The organism is Chitinophaga sp. 22620, from assembly GCF_052044405.1.
In the GTDB taxonomy this organism is placed as follows: Bacteria; Bacteroidota; Bacteroidia; order Chitinophagales; family Chitinophagaceae; genus Chitinophaga.
Window position 1 is genome coordinate 155,156 of sequence record NZ_JBQEMV010000006.1, and the last position, 17,957, is coordinate 173,112.

General features: G+C 54.2%; 13 protein-coding genes. 9 read left to right on the forward strand and 4 right to left on the reverse strand.

The features are described 5' to 3' along the window. Positions 1 to 194: 194 nt before the first annotated feature. The 9 genes from ACTJIK_RS24440 to ACTJIK_RS24480 all read left to right on the forward strand — a co-directional run bounded on the left by ACTJIK_RS24440 (position 195) and on the right by ACTJIK_RS24480 (position 12,278). Positions 195 to 1,523 (forward strand): sugar porter family MFS transporter, encoded by a 1,329-nt coding sequence (locus tag ACTJIK_RS24440; protein ID WP_440650173.1) that lies wholly within the window; start codon positions 195 to 197, stop codon positions 1,521 to 1,523. Positions 1,524 to 1,536: 13 nt separating this feature from the next. Then, positions 1,537 to 2,448, forward strand: coding sequence for a carbohydrate kinase family protein (locus ACTJIK_RS24445; protein WP_440650174.1), 912 nt, complete (start codon positions 1,537 to 1,539; stop codon positions 2,446 to 2,448). A gap of 12 nt (positions 2,449 to 2,460) precedes the next feature. Beyond that, entirely contained in the window at positions 2,461 to 5,538 is a 3,078-nt protein-coding gene (locus ACTJIK_RS24450; protein ID WP_440650175.1) for a SusC/RagA family TonB-linked outer membrane protein, read from the forward strand. A 13-nt stretch (positions 5,539 to 5,551) separates the two neighbouring features. Continuing rightward, on the forward strand, positions 5,552 to 7,261 hold the full coding sequence (locus ACTJIK_RS24455) for a RagB/SusD family nutrient uptake outer membrane protein (protein WP_440650176.1): 1,710 nt from the start codon (positions 5,552 to 5,554) through the stop codon (positions 7,259 to 7,261). An 83-nt stretch (positions 7,262 to 7,344) separates the two neighbouring features. After that, positions 7,345 to 9,015 (forward strand): glycoside hydrolase family 32 protein, encoded by a 1,671-nt coding sequence (locus ACTJIK_RS24460; protein WP_440650177.1) that lies wholly within the window; start codon positions 7,345 to 7,347, stop codon positions 9,013 to 9,015. Between the two features lie 149 nt (positions 9,016 to 9,164). Beyond that, entirely contained in the window at positions 9,165 to 10,010 is an 846-nt protein-coding gene (gene accD / locus ACTJIK_RS24465) for an acetyl-CoA carboxylase, carboxyltransferase subunit beta (RefSeq protein WP_440650178.1), read from the forward strand. A gap of 49 nt (positions 10,011 to 10,059) precedes the next feature. Next, complete coding sequence (gene smpB / locus ACTJIK_RS24470) at positions 10,060 to 10,500, forward strand: SsrA-binding protein SmpB (RefSeq protein ID WP_440650179.1); 441 nt, start codon at positions 10,060 to 10,062, stop codon at positions 10,498 to 10,500. Positions 10,501 to 10,613: 113 nt separating this feature from the next. After that, on the forward strand, positions 10,614 to 11,759 hold the full coding sequence (locus ACTJIK_RS24475) for a hypothetical protein (protein ID WP_440650180.1): 1,146 nt from the start codon (positions 10,614 to 10,616) through the stop codon (positions 11,757 to 11,759). An 87-nt stretch (positions 11,760 to 11,846) separates the two neighbouring features. Beyond that, the gene (locus ACTJIK_RS24480; RefSeq protein WP_440650181.1) at positions 11,847 to 12,278 is read left to right on the forward strand and encodes an META domain-containing protein; all 432 of its coding nucleotides are present in this window, start codon (positions 11,847 to 11,849) and stop codon (positions 12,276 to 12,278) included. Positions 12,279 to 12,331: 53 nt separating this feature from the next. Here ACTJIK_RS24480 and ACTJIK_RS24485 read toward each other — a convergent pair whose 3' ends face one another. From ACTJIK_RS24485 to ACTJIK_RS24500, 4 genes are all read right to left on the reverse strand, one after another. Then, positions 12,332 to 14,509 (reverse strand): peptidase domain-containing ABC transporter, encoded by a 2,178-nt coding sequence (locus tag ACTJIK_RS24485; protein ID WP_440650182.1) that lies wholly within the window; start codon positions 14,507 to 14,509, stop codon positions 12,332 to 12,334. 3 nt (positions 14,510 to 14,512) lie between these two features. Then, entirely contained in the window at positions 14,513 to 15,661 is a 1,149-nt protein-coding gene (locus ACTJIK_RS24490; protein WP_440650183.1) for an HlyD family secretion protein, read from the reverse strand. 146 nt (positions 15,662 to 15,807) lie between these two features. Then, positions 15,808 to 16,272, reverse strand: coding sequence for a ribonuclease HI (gene rnhA / locus ACTJIK_RS24495; RefSeq protein WP_440650184.1), 465 nt, complete (start codon positions 16,270 to 16,272; stop codon positions 15,808 to 15,810). A 37-nt stretch (positions 16,273 to 16,309) separates the two neighbouring features. Continuing rightward, positions 16,310 to 17,947 (reverse strand): acyl-CoA carboxylase subunit beta, encoded by a 1,638-nt coding sequence (locus ACTJIK_RS24500; RefSeq protein ID WP_440650185.1) that lies wholly within the window; start codon positions 17,945 to 17,947, stop codon positions 16,310 to 16,312. Positions 17,948 to 17,957: the final 10 nt, after the last annotated feature.

A 17,957-nucleotide genomic window follows, 5' to 3' on the forward strand; every position in this document is an offset into this window, starting at 1 on the left:
ATGATCCGGAATCTAAGATCTGCTGTACAAAATCTAAAATCAATTTCGAATTAAAACAAATTAACCTATCTAATAAGATAATCAACAACAAATTAAAATATTTTCAAAATGATACAATTTTAAAAGCGATTGAAACAGGTATTCATGTTTTCCGGCGGGAACACACGTAAGTTGGGTAAAATTCCACACGACATATGAAAAACAAAGTTTTCCTCTGGAGTATTACGGTAGCCCTTGGCGGTTTTCTTTTTGGCTTCGATACGGCGGTCATTTCCGGTGCAGAGCAATCCATCCAGCAATACTGGAGCCTCGACGGCTTCGCGCACGGGCTGACCGTTTCGATCGCCCTGATCGGCACGATCATCGGTTCCATGCTCGGCAGCATTCCATCTGAAAGGCTTGGCAGGAAAAATACTTTGGTCATTATAGCGGTCTTATACCTCTTTTCTTCCCTTGGCACCGCGCTGGCCACCGACTGGTACGTTTTCCTGGTATTCCGGTTCCTCGGCGGCATCGGCGTGGGCGCATCTTCCGTAACGGCGCCGGTATACATATCCGAGATATCGCCGGCAGCATCAAGAGGCAAGCTGGTAGCGCTTTTCCAATTCAACATCGTATTCGGCATCCTCGTATCCTATCTTTCCAATTACCTGATCGGACAGGAAGGCGATTCTCCCTGGCGATGGATGCTGGGCGTGCAGGCCGCTCCTTCCCTGCTGTTCCTTATCATGCTGCGGTTCGTGCCGGAGAGCCCGCGCTGGCTGATGATACGGAAAGGCGATTTCAACCAGGCCGAAAAAACATTCAGGATCATCAACCCGGAAGGTTATAAAAAAGAAATGGAGCTGATCCGGCAGGACATGCAGACGATGCACACCCCCGGCAATGAAACGCTTTTTTCCCGGAAGAACCGTTTCCCGGTATTCCTTGCCGTTGCATTCGCGGTATTCAACCAGGTGTCCGGGATCAATGCCATTATCTATTACGCGCCGCGGATATTTGAAATGACGGGGCTGGGCAAACAATCCGCTTTGCTGTCCAGCGTAGGCATCGGCCTGGTGAATTTTATCTTCACCCTGCTGGCCCTCAATTTTATAGACCGCGTTGGCAGGCGGACGCTGATGCTGATCGGTTCGCTTGGGCTGATCACTACCCTGGGCCTGGTTTCCCGCGCCTTTTACCTGAACGATTTCTCCGGTTTGGCAGTCACGGTATTCTTGCTCGTGTACATTGCTTTCTTCGCTTTTTCACAGGGAGCGGTGATATGGGTGTTCATCTCCGAGATATTCCCGAATACCGTCAGGGCAAAAGGCCAGACGCTCGGCAGCATGACGCATTGGGTGATGGCGGCCGTTATCGCTTTTATATTTCCCATGCTCACGGAAAATCTCGGGGGCGGGAACACCTTTTTGTTCTTCTGCATCATGATGGTGCTGCAATTGATATTCGTTTGGAAGATCATGCCGGAAACAAAAGGCAAATCACTGGAACAACTGGAGGGTACCCTCATCACGCATTTATAAACATCAGACAACTATGCAAATTCCACCGTCTATTCCACGTCATCCCGTCGTCTGCTTTGGCGAGGTCCTCTGGGACCTGCTGCCATCCGGCCCGCAGCCGGGCGGGGCTCCTATGAACGTGGCCTATCACCTTCACAAGCTGGGCCGCCACCCGGCCATGATCAGCCGGACCGGCAACGATGAACGGGGCCGCCGCCTGCTGGAGATACTTCAGAACAAAGGCGTTAGTACCGGTTACATCCAGGAAGACGAGACCGTGCCTACCGGTATCGTGAACGCCCAACAGCATGCGAACGGCGACATGTCGTACGAGATCGTGGCACCGGCCGCATGGGACCATATTGCGGCGGACGAAGGAAACCTCGCCGTGGTGGCACAGGCTGAATATTTTGTATTCGGCAGTCTCGCCTGCCGCCATCCCGCATCCCGGGAAACACTGTTCCGCCTGCTGGAAAAGGCGCGCAGGAAAGTGCTGGACATCAACCTCCGCGCGCCGCACTTCGACCGCCCGCTTATCGAATCGCTGCTGCAGCAGGCCGATGTGCTCAAGCTGAACACCGACGAGCTGGAGCTGGTATCCGGCTGGTATTCGCTTCCCGCCGTCACTGAAGCCCGCATCGCGTACCTGCGCGAACGGTTCAGCATCCCCACCGTGGTGCTTACCAGGGGAGCGGAAGGCGCTATCCTGGACATGAACGGTGAAACGTATAGCCATCCGGGTTATAAGACGGCCGTTGTGGACACGGTAGGCAGCGGCGACGCTTTCCTCGCAGCCACCATCTCCATGATGCTCGACAATGCCGCTCCCGCCGATATGCTGGACTTTGCCAACCGCCTCGCGGCCACTATTACAACCTACAAAGGCGCATGCCCCGACTATGACATTAAAGAAGCAGAATCTCTGAAAAGGATCATTCATACTTAAAACCACGTAGTTATGAAATACTGTATGACAATCATCGTCATCCTGCTCGCAGGGCTGACCAGCTTTGGGCAGCAGCGAAAAGTGACGGGCACCGTCACAGAAAAAAGCACCGGCGCTCCACTTCCCGGTGTGAGCGTACAGGCAACCAATCATTCTGTTATCAGCGACAGCGCGGGCAGGTTCTCCATACAGGCCGCCGTCAACGAGATCCTTACATTCACCTATATCGGGATGAAGCCGGCCATGGCGAAAGTACCCACCAGCGGAGACCTGCAGGTAACGCTGGACAAAGACGCCAGCAACCTGGATGAGGTGGTGGTCACCGGCTACCAGGCACAGAAAAAAGCGGACCTGACCGGCGCCGTGTCTGTTGTGGACGTTGAAGCCATCAAAGACATCCCACTGGGCAATCCCGTTAAAGCGCTGCAGGGCCGTGTTCCCGGCGTGTTCATCACCAGCGACGGCTCCCCTTCCGGCGGGGCCACCGTACGTATCCGCGGCGTCGGCACATTAGGCAACAACGATCCGCTCTATGTGATAGACGGTGTTCCCACCAAAAGAGGGCTCCAGGAGCTGAACCAGGATGATATCGAATCGATACAGGTACTGAAAGACGCATCATCCGCCACGATATATGGTTCCCGCGCAGCCAACGGCGTCATCATCGTGACCACGAAAAAAGCGCGTAAAGGTTTTACACGCGTCGATTTCGATGCATCCGTCTCCACCCAGTTCTATGCCACCAAACAAAAGACGCTCGATGCGGACGGCCGCGGAAGGGCTTACTGGCAGGCCGCTGTGAACGACAGGACCAATCCGAACAACAACCAGATCTATCAATACGACTGGAACGGCGATTACGACAACCCCGTGCTCAACAAGATCAACTACCCCGAATTCATAGACGCCAACAAGACGATGCGCCCCGCCAATACCTACTGGTACGACGAAATTGCCCAAACGTCCATCATCCAGCAATACAACATTTCCGTGAGCACCGGCGGTGAAAGGGGCAGCGCATTGTTCTCGCTGGGGTATTACGATAACAAAGGCGTGGTGAAAGAATCCAGTAATAAGAAGATCACCGCCCGCCTGAACTCCGATTACAGCTTCTTCAAAAACAAGCTGAAGATCGGCGAGAACCTGAACTTCTCCTATATCCGCAATACCCTCATCCCCATCGGCGACGTGCTGTTCACTTCGCTCGTACAGCAGCCGGTCGTGCCTGTGCATAGTGTTGACGGCGGATGGGGCGGCCCTGCGCCGGGTATGACGGACCGTCACAATCCCGTTCGCCTGATCGAAGACAACAAACAGAACCGGAATCATTTTTACCGCGTGTTCGGGAACGTGTATGCTGACCTGGATATCATTCCCGGCCTGCATTTCAGGAGCAGCCTGGGCATTGACTACAACGGCAACTACCAGCGCACGCTGCGCAAGTCGTACGTTTCAGGTTTCCTCTCCGATCCTTCCAATCAAACATCCACCAACCAGGGCTACGACGGCAACTGGCTCTGGCAAAATACGCTGAACTATAAGCTGGACCTGGGCCAGCACCGCCTCGAATTCCTGGCGGGGCATGAGTACATCAAATACATGAGCCAGTCGTTCTTCGCGAGCAGGCAGGGTTATGCGCTCGAAAATATCGATTACGCCTATCTCGACGCCGGCTCTTCCAATAAAGACAATGGCGGCGGCGGGTCCGGCTATGCGCTGCTGTCGTACTTCGGCAAAGCGAACTACGTGTATGCGGACCGTTACCTTGCTTCCGTAACCCTTCGCAGGGACGGTTCTTCACGGTTCGGTAAAGAGTACCGCTATGGCGTTTTCCCCGCGTTCTCAGTCGGCTGGCGCGTCAGCGAGGAAGCGTTCATGAAACGGCAGGATATCATTTCCGACCTGAAATTCCGTTATGGCTGGGGTAAATCCGGCAACCAGGAGATCAACAACAACGCGACCTATGGGTTATACGCATCTATCTATGGCGTGGACCCCACCTGGGGTTTCGACAGCGGCAGCGCGTACGATATCAACGGCGGCGGGTCCGGGCAGCTGCCTTCCGGCTTTACAAGGATACAAAGAGGCAACGATTCGCTGAAATGGGAAAGCACCGCAGAATCGAATTTCGGGGTGGACTTTGGTTTGTTCGGCAACAAACTGACCGGTTCCGTGGATTATTTCATCAAGAAAACTTCCGATATACTCATCAGTCCGGGTTACCTCGCCGTACAGGGCGAAGGCGGTAATTACTGGTTCAACGGCGCGTCTATGGAGAACAAAGGGCTGGAAGTGCTGCTTTCTTACAGCGGCAATATTTCCAAAAGCCTGAGCTTCTCCGTTACAGGAAACTTTTCCACTTACCGCAATAAAGTCACCTACCTGCCCGTCCAGGTGCTGACCTCCTATCCCGGTAACGGAACAGACAAGACCATCCTTGGCCGATCCATCAATTCATCTTTCGGTTATATCGCCGACGGGCTGTTCACCTCGCAGAAAGACCTGGACGATTCGCCCGCGCAAACCGGCAAGGGGCTGGGCAGGATCCGGTACCGTGATCTGAACGGCGACAATGTTATCGACGATAAAGACCGGGATTACATTGCGGACGGCAATCCTGATCTCATCTACGGGCTCAACTTCGAGCTGTCTTACAAAAATTTCGACCTGAGCTTCTTTCTCCAGGGCGTACAGGGCATCCAGGTGTTTAACGATTTCAAAACGTTCACGGATTTTTCATCGCTTTGGGTAGGCAGCAACTGGGGAGAAAGAACGCTCAGCGCCTGGACGCCGTCCAACCCCTCGTCCACCATTCCCGCGCTTACGCTGGTGAACAGGAACAACGAAAGCAGGGCTTCCACCTATTTCTACGAGAACGGGTCGTACCTGAAGTTGCGGAACATCCAGCTGGGTTATAACCTGCGGCATGCTTTCCGGAACACGGCCATTCAAAATGCGCGTGTATTCCTCCAGGGCAGCAATATCCTTACGTTCAAGAGCAAAGGCTTCACGGCGGCGGATCCCGAGGCACCGGGCCATTCTTTCCCGATCCCGGCTATCGTTACCGCAGGCTTTAATGTTTCACTCTGAAATAAATAATTTTATGAAATACGTCTTCTTATTCATCATCCTGTTCGCGTTTTCCTGCAAGGACGCGCTGGACCAGGCGCCGCAGGGGGTTGTATCCGATGATGATCTCAATACACCCGAGAATGTGGACAAAATGGTGATTGCCGCTTACTCCGCATTGGGCAACGATCACTACACCTCTCCCTACACAAGCCTCTGGGCTTATGGCAGCATCCGCGGCGGCGACGCTTACAAGGGCGGCGACGGGCCGGGCGACATCAGTGAATTCCACCTGCTGGAAACATTTTCGCTGAACCGTGCGGACAATGGCCTGACCGATGAAGTGTGGTTCCGCCTGTACGTGGGCATTGGCCGCGTGAACGACGCATTGCGGCGCCTCAACGCCATCGATGCGGCCGCTTATCCCAACAAGGAAATACGGCAGGGCGAGCTGCGGTTCCTGCGCGGGCATTTTTATTTCCTGCTGAAGATCATGTTCAAATACATGCCTTATATCGATGAAAATGTTGACAGGGCAGTATATGACACGATATCCAACCGGAGCCTTTCCAATGATGCGTTGTGGACGAAGATCGCCGATGATTTCCGAGCCGCCGCCGCGCAATTGCCGCCTAATCAACCGGAAAAAGGCAGGGCGAACCAGTTCTCCGCGAAGGCGTATCTCGCCAAAACCATGCTGTACCAGGCTTACGAGCAGAATGAAAAGAACGAGGTGATGACCGTCAACATCGCGAAGCTGAACGAGGTGAACCAGCTTTGCGACGAGATCATCGCATCCGGAAAATACACGCTCAACGGCGATTACGGCAACAATTTCCTCACACAGTTCGAGAACAGCCGCGAATCCGTGTTCGCGATACAATATTCCAAAGATGACGGCACGCCCAAAGGCAGGCTGGATTACGGGCATGCGCTGAATTACCCGATGAACCAGGAGTTCGGCTGCTGCGGATTTCATGTGCCGAGCCACGACCTGATCAATGCATTTAAGACCGATGCGAACGGCCTGCCGATGTTCGATCATTACAATGATGCGGACGTTGCCGAGTCCGGCGATTACCAGACCGGCAGCTTCGACCCCCGCCTCGATCATACCGTGGCGATCCCCGGCAAGCCGTATAAATACAAGCCCCTGTTCGTTTTCCAGCGCTCCTGGGCCCGCGCGCCGGAAGTGTATGATGCATTTGCCAGCCTGAAAGAGGCAGTAGCGCCGGATGATCCTTCGTTCCAGAAGATCCCGCCTTTCATGTCCAGCTCCAAGAACTGGGATATCATCCGGTTCAGCGATGTGATGCTGTTCAAGGCGGAAGCGCTGATAGAGCTGGGCAGGCACAACGAAGCGCTGCCGCTTATCAACGGCCTGCGCACCCGCTCCTCCGGCAGTACAGCCCTGCTGAAAAAACCGGACGGCACACCGTCTTCGCGGTACAGGGTTTCCTCCTACCAGCCCGGGGTGAACTGCACCTGGACGCAACCCTTTGCCCGGCAGGCTTTGCGGTGGGAGCGCCGCCTGGAATTCGCCACGGAAGGGTATCATTTCTTCGACCTCGTGCGCTGGGGCATTGCGGCGGAATACATCAATCATTACTTTACAGTAGAGAAAGCAAGGTCCGCACACCTCAACGATGCCTCATTCAGGAAGAACAGGGACGAATATTTACCGATCCCGCTGAACCAGATCAATTACAGCCGCGGGTTGTATAAACAGAATAATGGCTGGTGATAAAAGCCCGTCATTGGCTAACGTTGGACCGTAAAAAATTAACTGGTGTAACTAAAAAAAATGTACTAATTAAATTGCATGTCATGAAGATCATATGGACCGGGATATTATGCCTTTGCATACTTGCACAGGCGGCCAGCGCGCAGCAATTCAGCAAAACGTTCAAAGCCTCGCAAAAGTGGCTCGTATTGCCTGTAAAGAACGGCGCGCCCAAAAAGAATGTTGAACTATGGGTGGACGGCGAAAATGAACGCTGGTTTGACATAGAGCTGGCAGACGGGGAGCCCGACTGGCTCGCCTACCTCGATATCAGCGCCTGGAAAGGGATGGACATCGAATTGCGGGTAGATAAGCTGGGTGCGGATTCCAAAGCCTTCTCCCCCATTCAGCAAAGCGATGAAGATAAAAATACCGGCACGCTTTACAAGGAAAAGCTGCGCGGCCAGTTCCACTTTTCACCAAAACGGGGATGGACGAACGACCCGAACGGCATGGTATACTACAACGGCGAATACCATCTCTTCTTCCAGCATAACCCTTACGGCGTGAAATGGGGAAATATGCACTGGGGCCATGCTGTCAGCAAAGACCTCGTGCATTGGACGGAGCTGGGAGAAGCGTTGTATCCTGACAAGTTCGGCCCTATGTTCAGCGGCGGCGCCGTGGTGGACAGCAATAACACCAGCGGTCTGGGGCAACCCGGCAAACCGCCCATGGTCATGTTTTTCACAGGCGCAAGGTCCTGGGGCCAGGGACTTGCCTGGAGCACAGACGGCAGAACGTTCTCCAAGCTGGACCGCACCGTGGTACACCGCATCAATAAAGACAACCGCGACCCCAAAGTGATCTGGCACGCTCCCACCCAAAAATGGATCATGGTAGTGTGGGTGGAACGGGATAACAACCAGAACAGCATACAGTTCCTCAACTCCCCGGACCTGAAGCACTGGACAAAGACCAGCGTAGTAATGGGCGGCACGGGCGACGACCGTTACCTGTTCGAATGCCCCGAATTTTATGAGCTGGCGGTGGAAGGCCGTCCCGGTGAAAAGAAATGGGTGCTCACCGGCGCCAACAGCGAATATGCCATCGGCACGTTCGACGGTATTACATTCAAGCCCGAGGCGGAAAAGCTGAACGGCCAGCTCGGCCGTGACTTCTATGCCTCCCAGACCTTCTCAGACCAGCCGCAGGGCCGGCGCATCGAGATAGGCTGGTGGCGCACGAATACCGATAAGGACGGCTCCAGCTTTAACCAGTCGCAGAGCATCCCGATGGAACTGAAGCTCGTGCCCACCGCCAATGGGCTCCGCCTGGCCCGCACCCCGGTAAAAGAGCTGGAAATATTGCGTGATAAGACCTACACGGTGAACGCCCGCAGCCTCAAAGAAGGCGGCAGCAACCCTTTTGCAGATATTCATGAGGAATTGCTGGAGATCAGAACGGTCATAGAACCGGGCAAAGCCAGCCAGGTAACCCTGGACATAAACGGCTTGCCCGTGGTGTACGACGCAGCCAAACAACAATTGCAGATCGACGGCGTGAGCGCACCGGCGCCGCTGGTGGACGGCAGGCTGTCGCTGATCATCTATGCGGACCGCATCGGGGTGGAAGTGTTTACAGCGGACGGGCTGCTTTTTATGCCGGTGAACGTGAATATCGATTCATCCAGGCGCAGCCTGGGCATATCCGCGAAGGGCGGAACGGCGAAACTGGGAAAAACCACCGTTTACGGGCTGAAAAGCATCTGGTAAACAAGGGATAATATTGCATCAGGGCCGGGATAAACAAACAGCTGTTTATCCCGGCCCTTTTTTGCCCGGCCCCGCGATTTACGGTTAATATTAATTTTGTCGTATCTTGCACTATTATTCTTTAATCTAATTTTAGCACAAACACTAGTATGAGCTGGTTTAAGCGAATCAAACAGGGTATTTCAACCACCACCAGTGAGAAGAAGGAAGCGCCGGACGGATTATGGCACAAATGCCCGAATTGCAAGAAAACGACCACTATGAAAGACCTGAAAGCGAATTTGTACGTATGCGACAAATGTAACTTTCATAACCGTATCAACTCACCCGAGTATTTCGAGATCATCTTTGACGACAATGCGTTCGAAGAACTCTTCAGCAATATTTATCCAAAGGACCAGCTGGGTTTCAACGACCTGAAGCCTTACGGCGCCAGGCTGAAGGAAGCCCAGGCGAAATCCGGTCTGTCTGACGCGATGCGCGTTGGCGCCGGCCAGGTGAACGGGAACGGGCTGGTAGTGGCCTGTATGGATTTTAACTTTATCGGCGGCTCCATGGGCTCCGTGGTGGGTGAAAAGATCGCCCGCAGCATAGATTATTGCATCGCCCATAAGCTGCCCCTGATGATCATTTCCAAATCTGGCGGCGCCCGTATGATGGAAAGCGCATTTTCCCTGATGCAGATGGCCAAAACGTCCGCCAAGCTCACACAGCTGGCTGCCGCGCGCCTTCCTTATATTTCGTTGATGACGGACCCGACCACCGGAGGCGTTACCGCGTCTTACGCCATGCTGGGAGATATCAATACCGCCGAGCCCGGTGCCCTCATCGGCTTCGCCGGCCCGCGCGTGATCAAGGAAACGATCAAAAAAGACCTGCCCGAAGGCTTCCAGAGCGCGGAATTCCTGCTGGAAAAAGGCTTCCTGGACTTTATCACCGACCGCAAAGAACTCAAGAACAAATTGAGCACCCTGCTGGTGCTTTTCAAGCAATAAGAACCCCGGGCCGGCGCTGTGAATACCACACCGCCGGCTCCACCACATCATGGCAGAATTAAAGAACAGATCGGCTTATTTTGAATTTGCGATAGAAGATAAATATATCGCCGGATTGGTATTGACAGGCACCGAGATCAAATCCATCCGGGAAGGAAGGGTGAGCTTCAACGACAGCTTTTGTTACTTTTCAAAAGGCGAGCTGTATGTAAAAAGCCTCCACATCGCCGAATACTCCCACGGCACCTACGCCAACCACGACCCCATGCGCGAGCGGAAGCTGCTGCTGCAGAAAAAAGAGCTGAAGAAAATGGAAAAACGGATGCAGGAAAGAGGTTACACCATCGTTCCCCTTCGTATATTCATGACGGAAAAAGGGCTGGCCAAAATGGAGATCGGCCTCGGCAAAGGTAAAAAGCTGCACGACAAGCGCGATTCCATCAAGGCCCGCGAAGTAGACCGCGAGCTGCGCCGGAATTATAAAATATGACCCGCCCGGCGGGTTTTCGCTTTTTTGTTAAAACCTTCTTAATTTCCCGCTTGTTATCCTTATAAATTTTTCTGGCGTACCATTTGCCTGTTGAAACCTGTAAACACAGCTATATGAATACATACCTCCGCTACCTATCCCTTGCAGTGCTGGCTGTTATCCTCTTCTCATGCAAATCAGGCGAAAAATTATATAACCAGGGCCGGTACGACGATGCCGTGAAAACCTTCGTGAAAAAGCTCCAGCGCCGCCCGGCGGACGCAACGTCCCTCAACCTGCTGCCGCAGGCTTACAACGCTGCCATGGAATACCATGAAGGCCGCGCCAAACAAGCCCTCGCGTCCAACAACGAGCTGAAATGGGAGAGCGTGAAGAACGAGTACCGCGCCATGCAGGCCCTCTACGACATTATCCGCTCAGCCCCTGCCGCCAATGCCGTGGTGAAGCCTAAGGACTATTCGTCCGCCATCACCGGCGCGCTGGAAAATGCCGCTGAAGCCCGCTACGAACGCGGCGTTCAGCTGCTGGACCGCGGCGACAAGCTCAGCGCCCGCCAGGCCTTCGATGAGTTTGACGCCGCCCTCCGCCTTACGCCTAATTACAAAAACGCCAAAGAACTCCGCGACCAGGCTTATGCCATCGGCCTGGTAAACGTGTTGATCAGCGAAATAGAAGTGCGCTCACCCTATTACCAGTTCACCGCAGACCAGTTCCGCGACGCGCTGGTGCGCAATCTCCAGTCCCGCAACATCAACACCTTCGTGAAGTTCTACGACGAACGGATGGTGCGCAACGATAACGACTTCCGCCCCGACCAGTACATGGAAATGCGGTTTATCGATTTCATCGTGGGGCAAACCTATGTGGACCGTTACACCCGCGACGTTTCCCGGGTGATACAGGTACCCGGCAACAAAAAAGACACTACCGGCAAAGCTATTATGGTGGACATCACCGTGAAAGCCACCCTCTATATCACCACCAAAACCGTGGCCTCCAACGGCGTGCTGGACTACCGGATCACAGACGTGGATAATAACCGCGTGCTGCGGCAGGACAGAGTGCCCGGCTCCTTCACCTGGCGCAACCAGTTCGGCACCTACCGTGGCGACCAGAGGGCACTCAGCGATGAGGACAGGCGGCTGATGGGCGGCCGCGACATTCCTCCCCCGCCCCCGCAGGACCTGTTCATGGAGCTGACGCGGCCCATTTACGACCGGCTGGCCACCGACCTGCAATCCTTTTACAGCCGGTATTAAGGGTGGCAAACAGCGCCTTTGTTCAAAACTGTTTGGATAAAAGCTAACCTTTGCGGGGGAAAATTGTTATACATCAAAACCCATGACATGAAAAGAATCCTGACACTATGCCTGGTGCTGGCCGGCATGGCTTACCTGGCCGCCTGTTCCAACGCCAACAAGGCCGGCGGCACCAATAACGAAGCCGAGCTGTATAAAACCTGGAGACTGGTGGAAGTGAACGGCGAAACCATCGATACCACCGGCATTCCCAAACCGCTCGAATTCACCTTCGAAAGAACGGACAGCCAGTTCAGTGGCTCTGCGGGCTGCAACAGGATCTTCGGGAAGTTTAATCTTACCGCCCCGGACAATATCAGCTTCCCCGGCCTGGCCGCCACCCGGATGGCTTGCCCGGATATGAGCATAGAAAGCAAATTCCTCGACGCCAGCAACAAAGTGAACAAATGGGCTATCAGCCAGGGCATGCTGGTACTGAGCCAGGGAGATACCGCGCTGCTGCGGTTTAAAGCGAAATAATACCGGAAGATATAAATGTGAAGCGGTTGCCTCTCAGGGGCAACCGCTTTTTTTCATTCCAACACCGCCTGGTGGCTCTGCCACAGCCTGCTGTACAGCACATTATTCTCCAGCAGCTGGTGGTGTGTGCCTTCCCCGGCCATTGCGCCCTCCTGCAATACCACGATCTTGTCCGCATTCACTACCGTGCTCAGCCGGTGCGCGATCACGATGATGGTTTTCCCTTCGTCGCGCAGTTGCTGCATGACGTCCTGCACGTATTGGTCAGACACGGAGTCCAGCGAAGAAGTGGCTTCGTCCAGTATCAGTATTTCGGGATCACGGTAAAGCGCCCTTGCAATGGCGATGCGCTGCCGCTGACCACCGGAAAGGTTTACGCCGTGCTCGCCCAGTAGCGTGTTAAAACCTTCGGGCAGCTTTTCGATGAACTGGATGATGCCCAGCTTCGCGGATATCTGTAATACGCGCTGCATATCGGGCTCAAATTCACCCACGGCAATATTTTCCATCACGGTGCCCGCAAAAAGATCGATCTGCTGCGGCACTACGCTCACCTGCCTGCGGAGGCTCTCGTGCTCGATGTAGCGTATGTCCAGGCTGCCGATATGGATGCTGCCTTCGCGGAGCGGGTACAGGTTTTGCAAAAGGGCCATCAGCGTGGATTTACCCGAGCCGCTTTCACCTACGATCGCGGTGATCTTTCCCTTCTGCAGCTTCATGCTGAAATTCCGGAACACCTCCACCCGCGTGCCATAACGGAAACCCACGTTCTGGAACACGACGTCGCCCACCATATTCTTTTGCAGCGCCACCTTGTTGGCGCTTTCTTCCTGCTCAAGGTCCATGATCTCGAACAGGCGGTCCGCCGCGATGAGCGCATCCTGCATGCTCCTGTTGGCGCCGATGAGGCTCATGGCAGGACCTGTGAAATACCCGATGATGGCATAAAAGCTCAGCAGCTCACCGGGGCTCAGCTGGCGGTCCATCACAAAATACGACCCCGCCCAGAGCAGTATCACCACGAATGCGCTGGTCACAAACCCGCCGGCATTGCCGATGTACAGGTTGGTGACCGATGCGGAATAGATCGTTTTAAGCAGGCGTACAAAGCGGGTCTCGGTTTTCAGGTTCGAAAATTCCTCCAGCCCGAAACGTTTGATGGTAGACACTGAATTGAGCGATTCCACCAGCTGGCTGCCCAGCTCCGCATTATCTTCCATCAGCCTGCGCTGCATCTTTTTATTCACTTCGTTGCTGATCCAGTAAATGATCGCGTACACCGGCAGGATGGACAGCACGATAAGCGCCAGCTTCCAGTAGTAGGTGAACATCAGGCCGAAGGAGAACAGCACGATAAATACATTCACCACCAGCCCGATAGCAACATCGTTGATGAATACACGAATTTTCACCGCGTCGTTGATACGGGAAGTGATCTCGCCCACGCGCATGGTATCGAAGAACTGCTGGGGAAGGCGCAGCAGGTGTTTGTAATACCCGAGTATCAGCCGTGCATCTATTTGCTGGCCGGTTTTGAGGGCAAACACGCTTTTGAGCTGACCGATGAAGAGTTGCAGCACAAGAATAAGCAGCATGATGATGCCCAGCAGGTTGAGCAGGTTCTTATTGCCTTCCACCAGCACATTGTCCACTATCTTCTGCACGTAAATGGAAGTGGACAAACCCAATATGGTATAGATGACCGCGCCGAACAGGGCCTGCAATACCACGGACCGGTGCGGCCTGAGCAGGAACCAGAAACGCGCGAGATGCGACGTTTTTTCGTTCCCTGGCCGGAAGTCTTCCCCCGGTAGCAGCAGCACCAGCACATTGGTCCATATTTTTTTGAACGCTTCGTGGGTGAGGGAATGAAACTGCCCGTCCGCCGGGTCCATTACCACCACATGCGTTTTGGTAACGCGGTAGATCACCACGAAATGATGAAGCTGATCCCGCACGATCACGTGCGCGATGGCCGGTTTGGGAATATTGAACAGCGCCTCGAAAGGACCTTTAACGCCTTTGGCCTGGAAACCGAGTTTGGTAGCGGCTTCCACCACTCCCAGTACATTTGTTCCTTTGCTGTCTGTAGCCGCCATCTGCCGGATGCGGGCCACGGGGAGCTGCAGGTTGTGATATGCGGCGATAGAGGCAAGGCAGGCGGCTCCGCAATCGCTGATGTCCCGCTGACGGATGCGGGCGCTTTTCTTTAAACGGGTAACATTCGCCATTGCTTAGTTTTTTGCTGTCGTATTAGGGTTCATCCAATCGTCTGTTTTATCGTACAGCAGCTGGAAGAGGCTGCGTTGGGTAAGTATGAACCTTGCCTGGAGCGTCATTCCTTTTTTCAGCTGGCCTTTCACCCCGCTGGCCGTATGCACCTCCGTATGGCCGAAGCGGCAGCGCACCTTAAACACCGGCTGGTTGTCCACCAGCGTGAAATCATTCTCCACGTTCTCCACCACGCCGTCTACCGTGCCCCATTCGTTGTAATTGAACGCATCCACCTGGAACTTAACGGGCATGCCTGTACGCAGATAGCCTATATCCCGTGGCGAAACGAGGCATTCAGCCACCAGGTTGCTGTCCGGCGAAATAATGCCGATCATTTCACCGACCTGCAGGTAGCTGCCGCTGTATTTACCGCTAAACTGCTGCAAAGTGCCGCTCACCGGGGCTTTGATGAGGTTCCATTCCTTTTGTTTTTCCAGCTGCGCAGCATCTGCCTGCAGGCGGTTGCTTTCCATTTTGTAACGGCTTAGCTCTTCCTGCCACGCGCTGCGTTGCTGCTGCACGGCGGAGCGGTACATGGCCTGGCTTTTATCATATTCATATTGTTTGTCGCGCAACTCTTTTTCAGCGATCACTTTATCCGCAAACAATTTTTTGTACATCTCCAGGTCGCTTTCCAGCTTGCGGGTGGTGGCCTGCTGCTCGCTGAGGGACGATACGAAGCGGCTGTATTGCTGCTGGTACAAAGATGTTTGCAAGCCGCTGCCGCCGCCTGCTGCCAGCTTTGTGAGGTCGCTGATGTAGGCGGCGCGTTGCTGCAGCTCGAAGGAGTTTTGACTGAGCTTGGAATTACTGATGTCTTCCTGGAGCCGCAGGATGAGCTGGCCCTTTTCCACATGCTGCCCGTCGCGCACCAGCACTTCTTCGATGGTGCCGGCCACGAGGCTGCGGAGTTCATTTTTTTCGGTAACGGGGCGTACGATGCCGGCGGATTTCACCGAAACGTCCACCTTAATGAATGGGAGCGCGAGCACGCAGAGGAGCACTGCGAGAAGAACCGTTGTATAGATCACCTGCGTCCGCACCTGTACGCGGGGAAGCCACGTCATGGCGGAATGCTCAATGACCTCTACTGGAAATAGCTGAGGCATGGGCAAATTTCAATACATGAAAAATGATGCTTAACGGTTCAAACGGGTTATACTTTGCTTAGAGACATTAGCAATTTAGTATTTATTTTGGAATTTGGTTATATAGGGAAGATATTAAATAGTATTTGCCCGGGCATCTGATCATATCAGTTCCCGCTCTCATACCCCCCATCCACCAGCAGATTCCCGCCATCCGCCGCGGCGGTGGCCAGTTCGTCGCAGCGGTTGTTCTCCGGGTTGGTGGCATGGCCTTTCACCCAGTGGAACTGCACTTTATGTTTCCGGTACAGCGGAATGAAACGCTGCCAGAGGTCCGCATTCTTTTTGTCTTTGAATCCGGTTTTCACCCAGTTCCAGAGCCAGCCTTTCTCCACCGAGTTCACCACGTACTGGCTGTCTGTATACACAAGGATGTGCAAGCCTTCTTTGGTAAGCGCTTCCAGCGCCACGATCACGGCCAGCAGCTCCATGCGGTTGTTGGTCGTCATGCGGTAGCCCTGGCTCAGTTCCTTGCGCACCTTGCCCCAGATGAGCACAATGCCGTATCCTCCCCTGCCCGGGTTGCCGCGGGCAGAGCCGTCTGTATAAATGATCAAATGCTGGTTCGTCAAAATGCCCTGCGTTTTAAGGTCGCAAATTTAAGAGAATTTACACCTGTATCACCCCCGTCCTGAATATTTCTTCTACCGGCGCGTGGTTGGCGGCCTGCAAACATTCTGCGATCACGGAGCGGGTGTGCGCGGGGTCTATGATCTCGTCCACCCACAGGCGGGCGGCGGCATAGTAGGGCGTGGTCTGGGTGTTGTATTTGTCTGTGATCTCCTTCAGCAGCGCTGCTTCGGATTCGGGGGTGATGGTTTCCCCTTTTGCTTTGAGCGACGCTACCTGTATCTGCAACAGTGTTTTGGCGGCCTGCTCTCCGCCCATTACGGCAATTTTGGCATTGGGCCATGCAAAAATGAAACGCGGGTCGTAGGCTTTGCCGCACATGGCGTAATTGCCCGCGCCGTATGAGTTGCCGATGATCACGGTTATTTTAGGCACCACGGAATTGGCAACGGCATTCACGAGCTTTGCGCCGTCTTTGATGATACCGGCATGTTCGCTCCTGCTGCCCACCATGAAGCCGGTTACGTCCTGCAGGAAAACGAGCGGGATTTTTTTCTGGTTGCAGTTCATGATAAAACGAGCGGCCTTGTCTGCGCTGTCGTTATAGATCACGCCGCCCATCTGCATTTCGCCCTTTTTGCTTTTCACCATTTTTCGCTGGTTGGCCACGATGCCCACCGCCCAGCCTTCGATGCGGGCGTAGCCGCAAAGGATGGTCTTGCCGTAGTCTTCTTTGTATTCTTCAAACACGGAACCATCCACGATATGTTGTATCACTTCGCGCACATCGTAAGATTTGGTGCTGTCCTGCGGGATGAGGCCATAAATGCCTTCCGCGGGCTTTTCGGGGGCAACGGGCGTTATACGGTCGAAGCCGGCCGTGGTATTGTGGCCGATGCGGGAAACGATGTGCCGGATGCGCTCCAGGCATTCTTCATCGGTCTTGAATTTATAATCGGCGATACCGGAAATTTCGGTATGGGTAACGGCCCCGCCGAGGGTCTCTGCGTCCACCTCCTCGCCGATGGCGGCTTTCACCAGGTAGGGGCCTGCCAGGAAGATGGAGCCGTTGCCTTCCACCATCAGCACTTCGTCGCTCATGATAGGCAGGTAAGCCCCGCCGGCCACGCAGCTGCCCATCACGGCGGCTATCTGGGTAATGCCCATGGCGCTCATTTTGGCGTTGTTGCGGAAGATACGGCCGAAATGCTCTTTATCGGGAAATATCTCGTCCTGCATGGGCAGGTATACGCCCGCACTGTCTACCAGGTAGATGACGGGCAGTTTGTTTTCCATGGCTATTTCCTGCATGCGCAGGTTCTTTTTGCCGGTCAGCGGGAACCAGGCTCCTGCTTTCACGGTCATATCGTTGGCCACGATCACGCATTGGCGGCCGCTTACGTAACCCAGGCCGGCCACTGTGCCGCCCGCGGGGCAGCCGCCATGTTCCTGGTACATGTCAAAGGCGGTGAAAGCGCCCAGTTCCAGGAAACGGCTGTCTTTATCTATCAGCGCCTTTATTCTTTCCCTGGCAGTAAGTTTGCCGCGCTGGCGCACTTTTTCAAGGCTTTTTTTCCCTCCTCCCTGTTCAATGGTTGCAAGCCTTGTTCTCACGGTGCTCACCAGCCTGCGCATATTATCCTCATTTTTATTAAATTCCAGTTGCTGTTGCTCCATAAAGTGATGA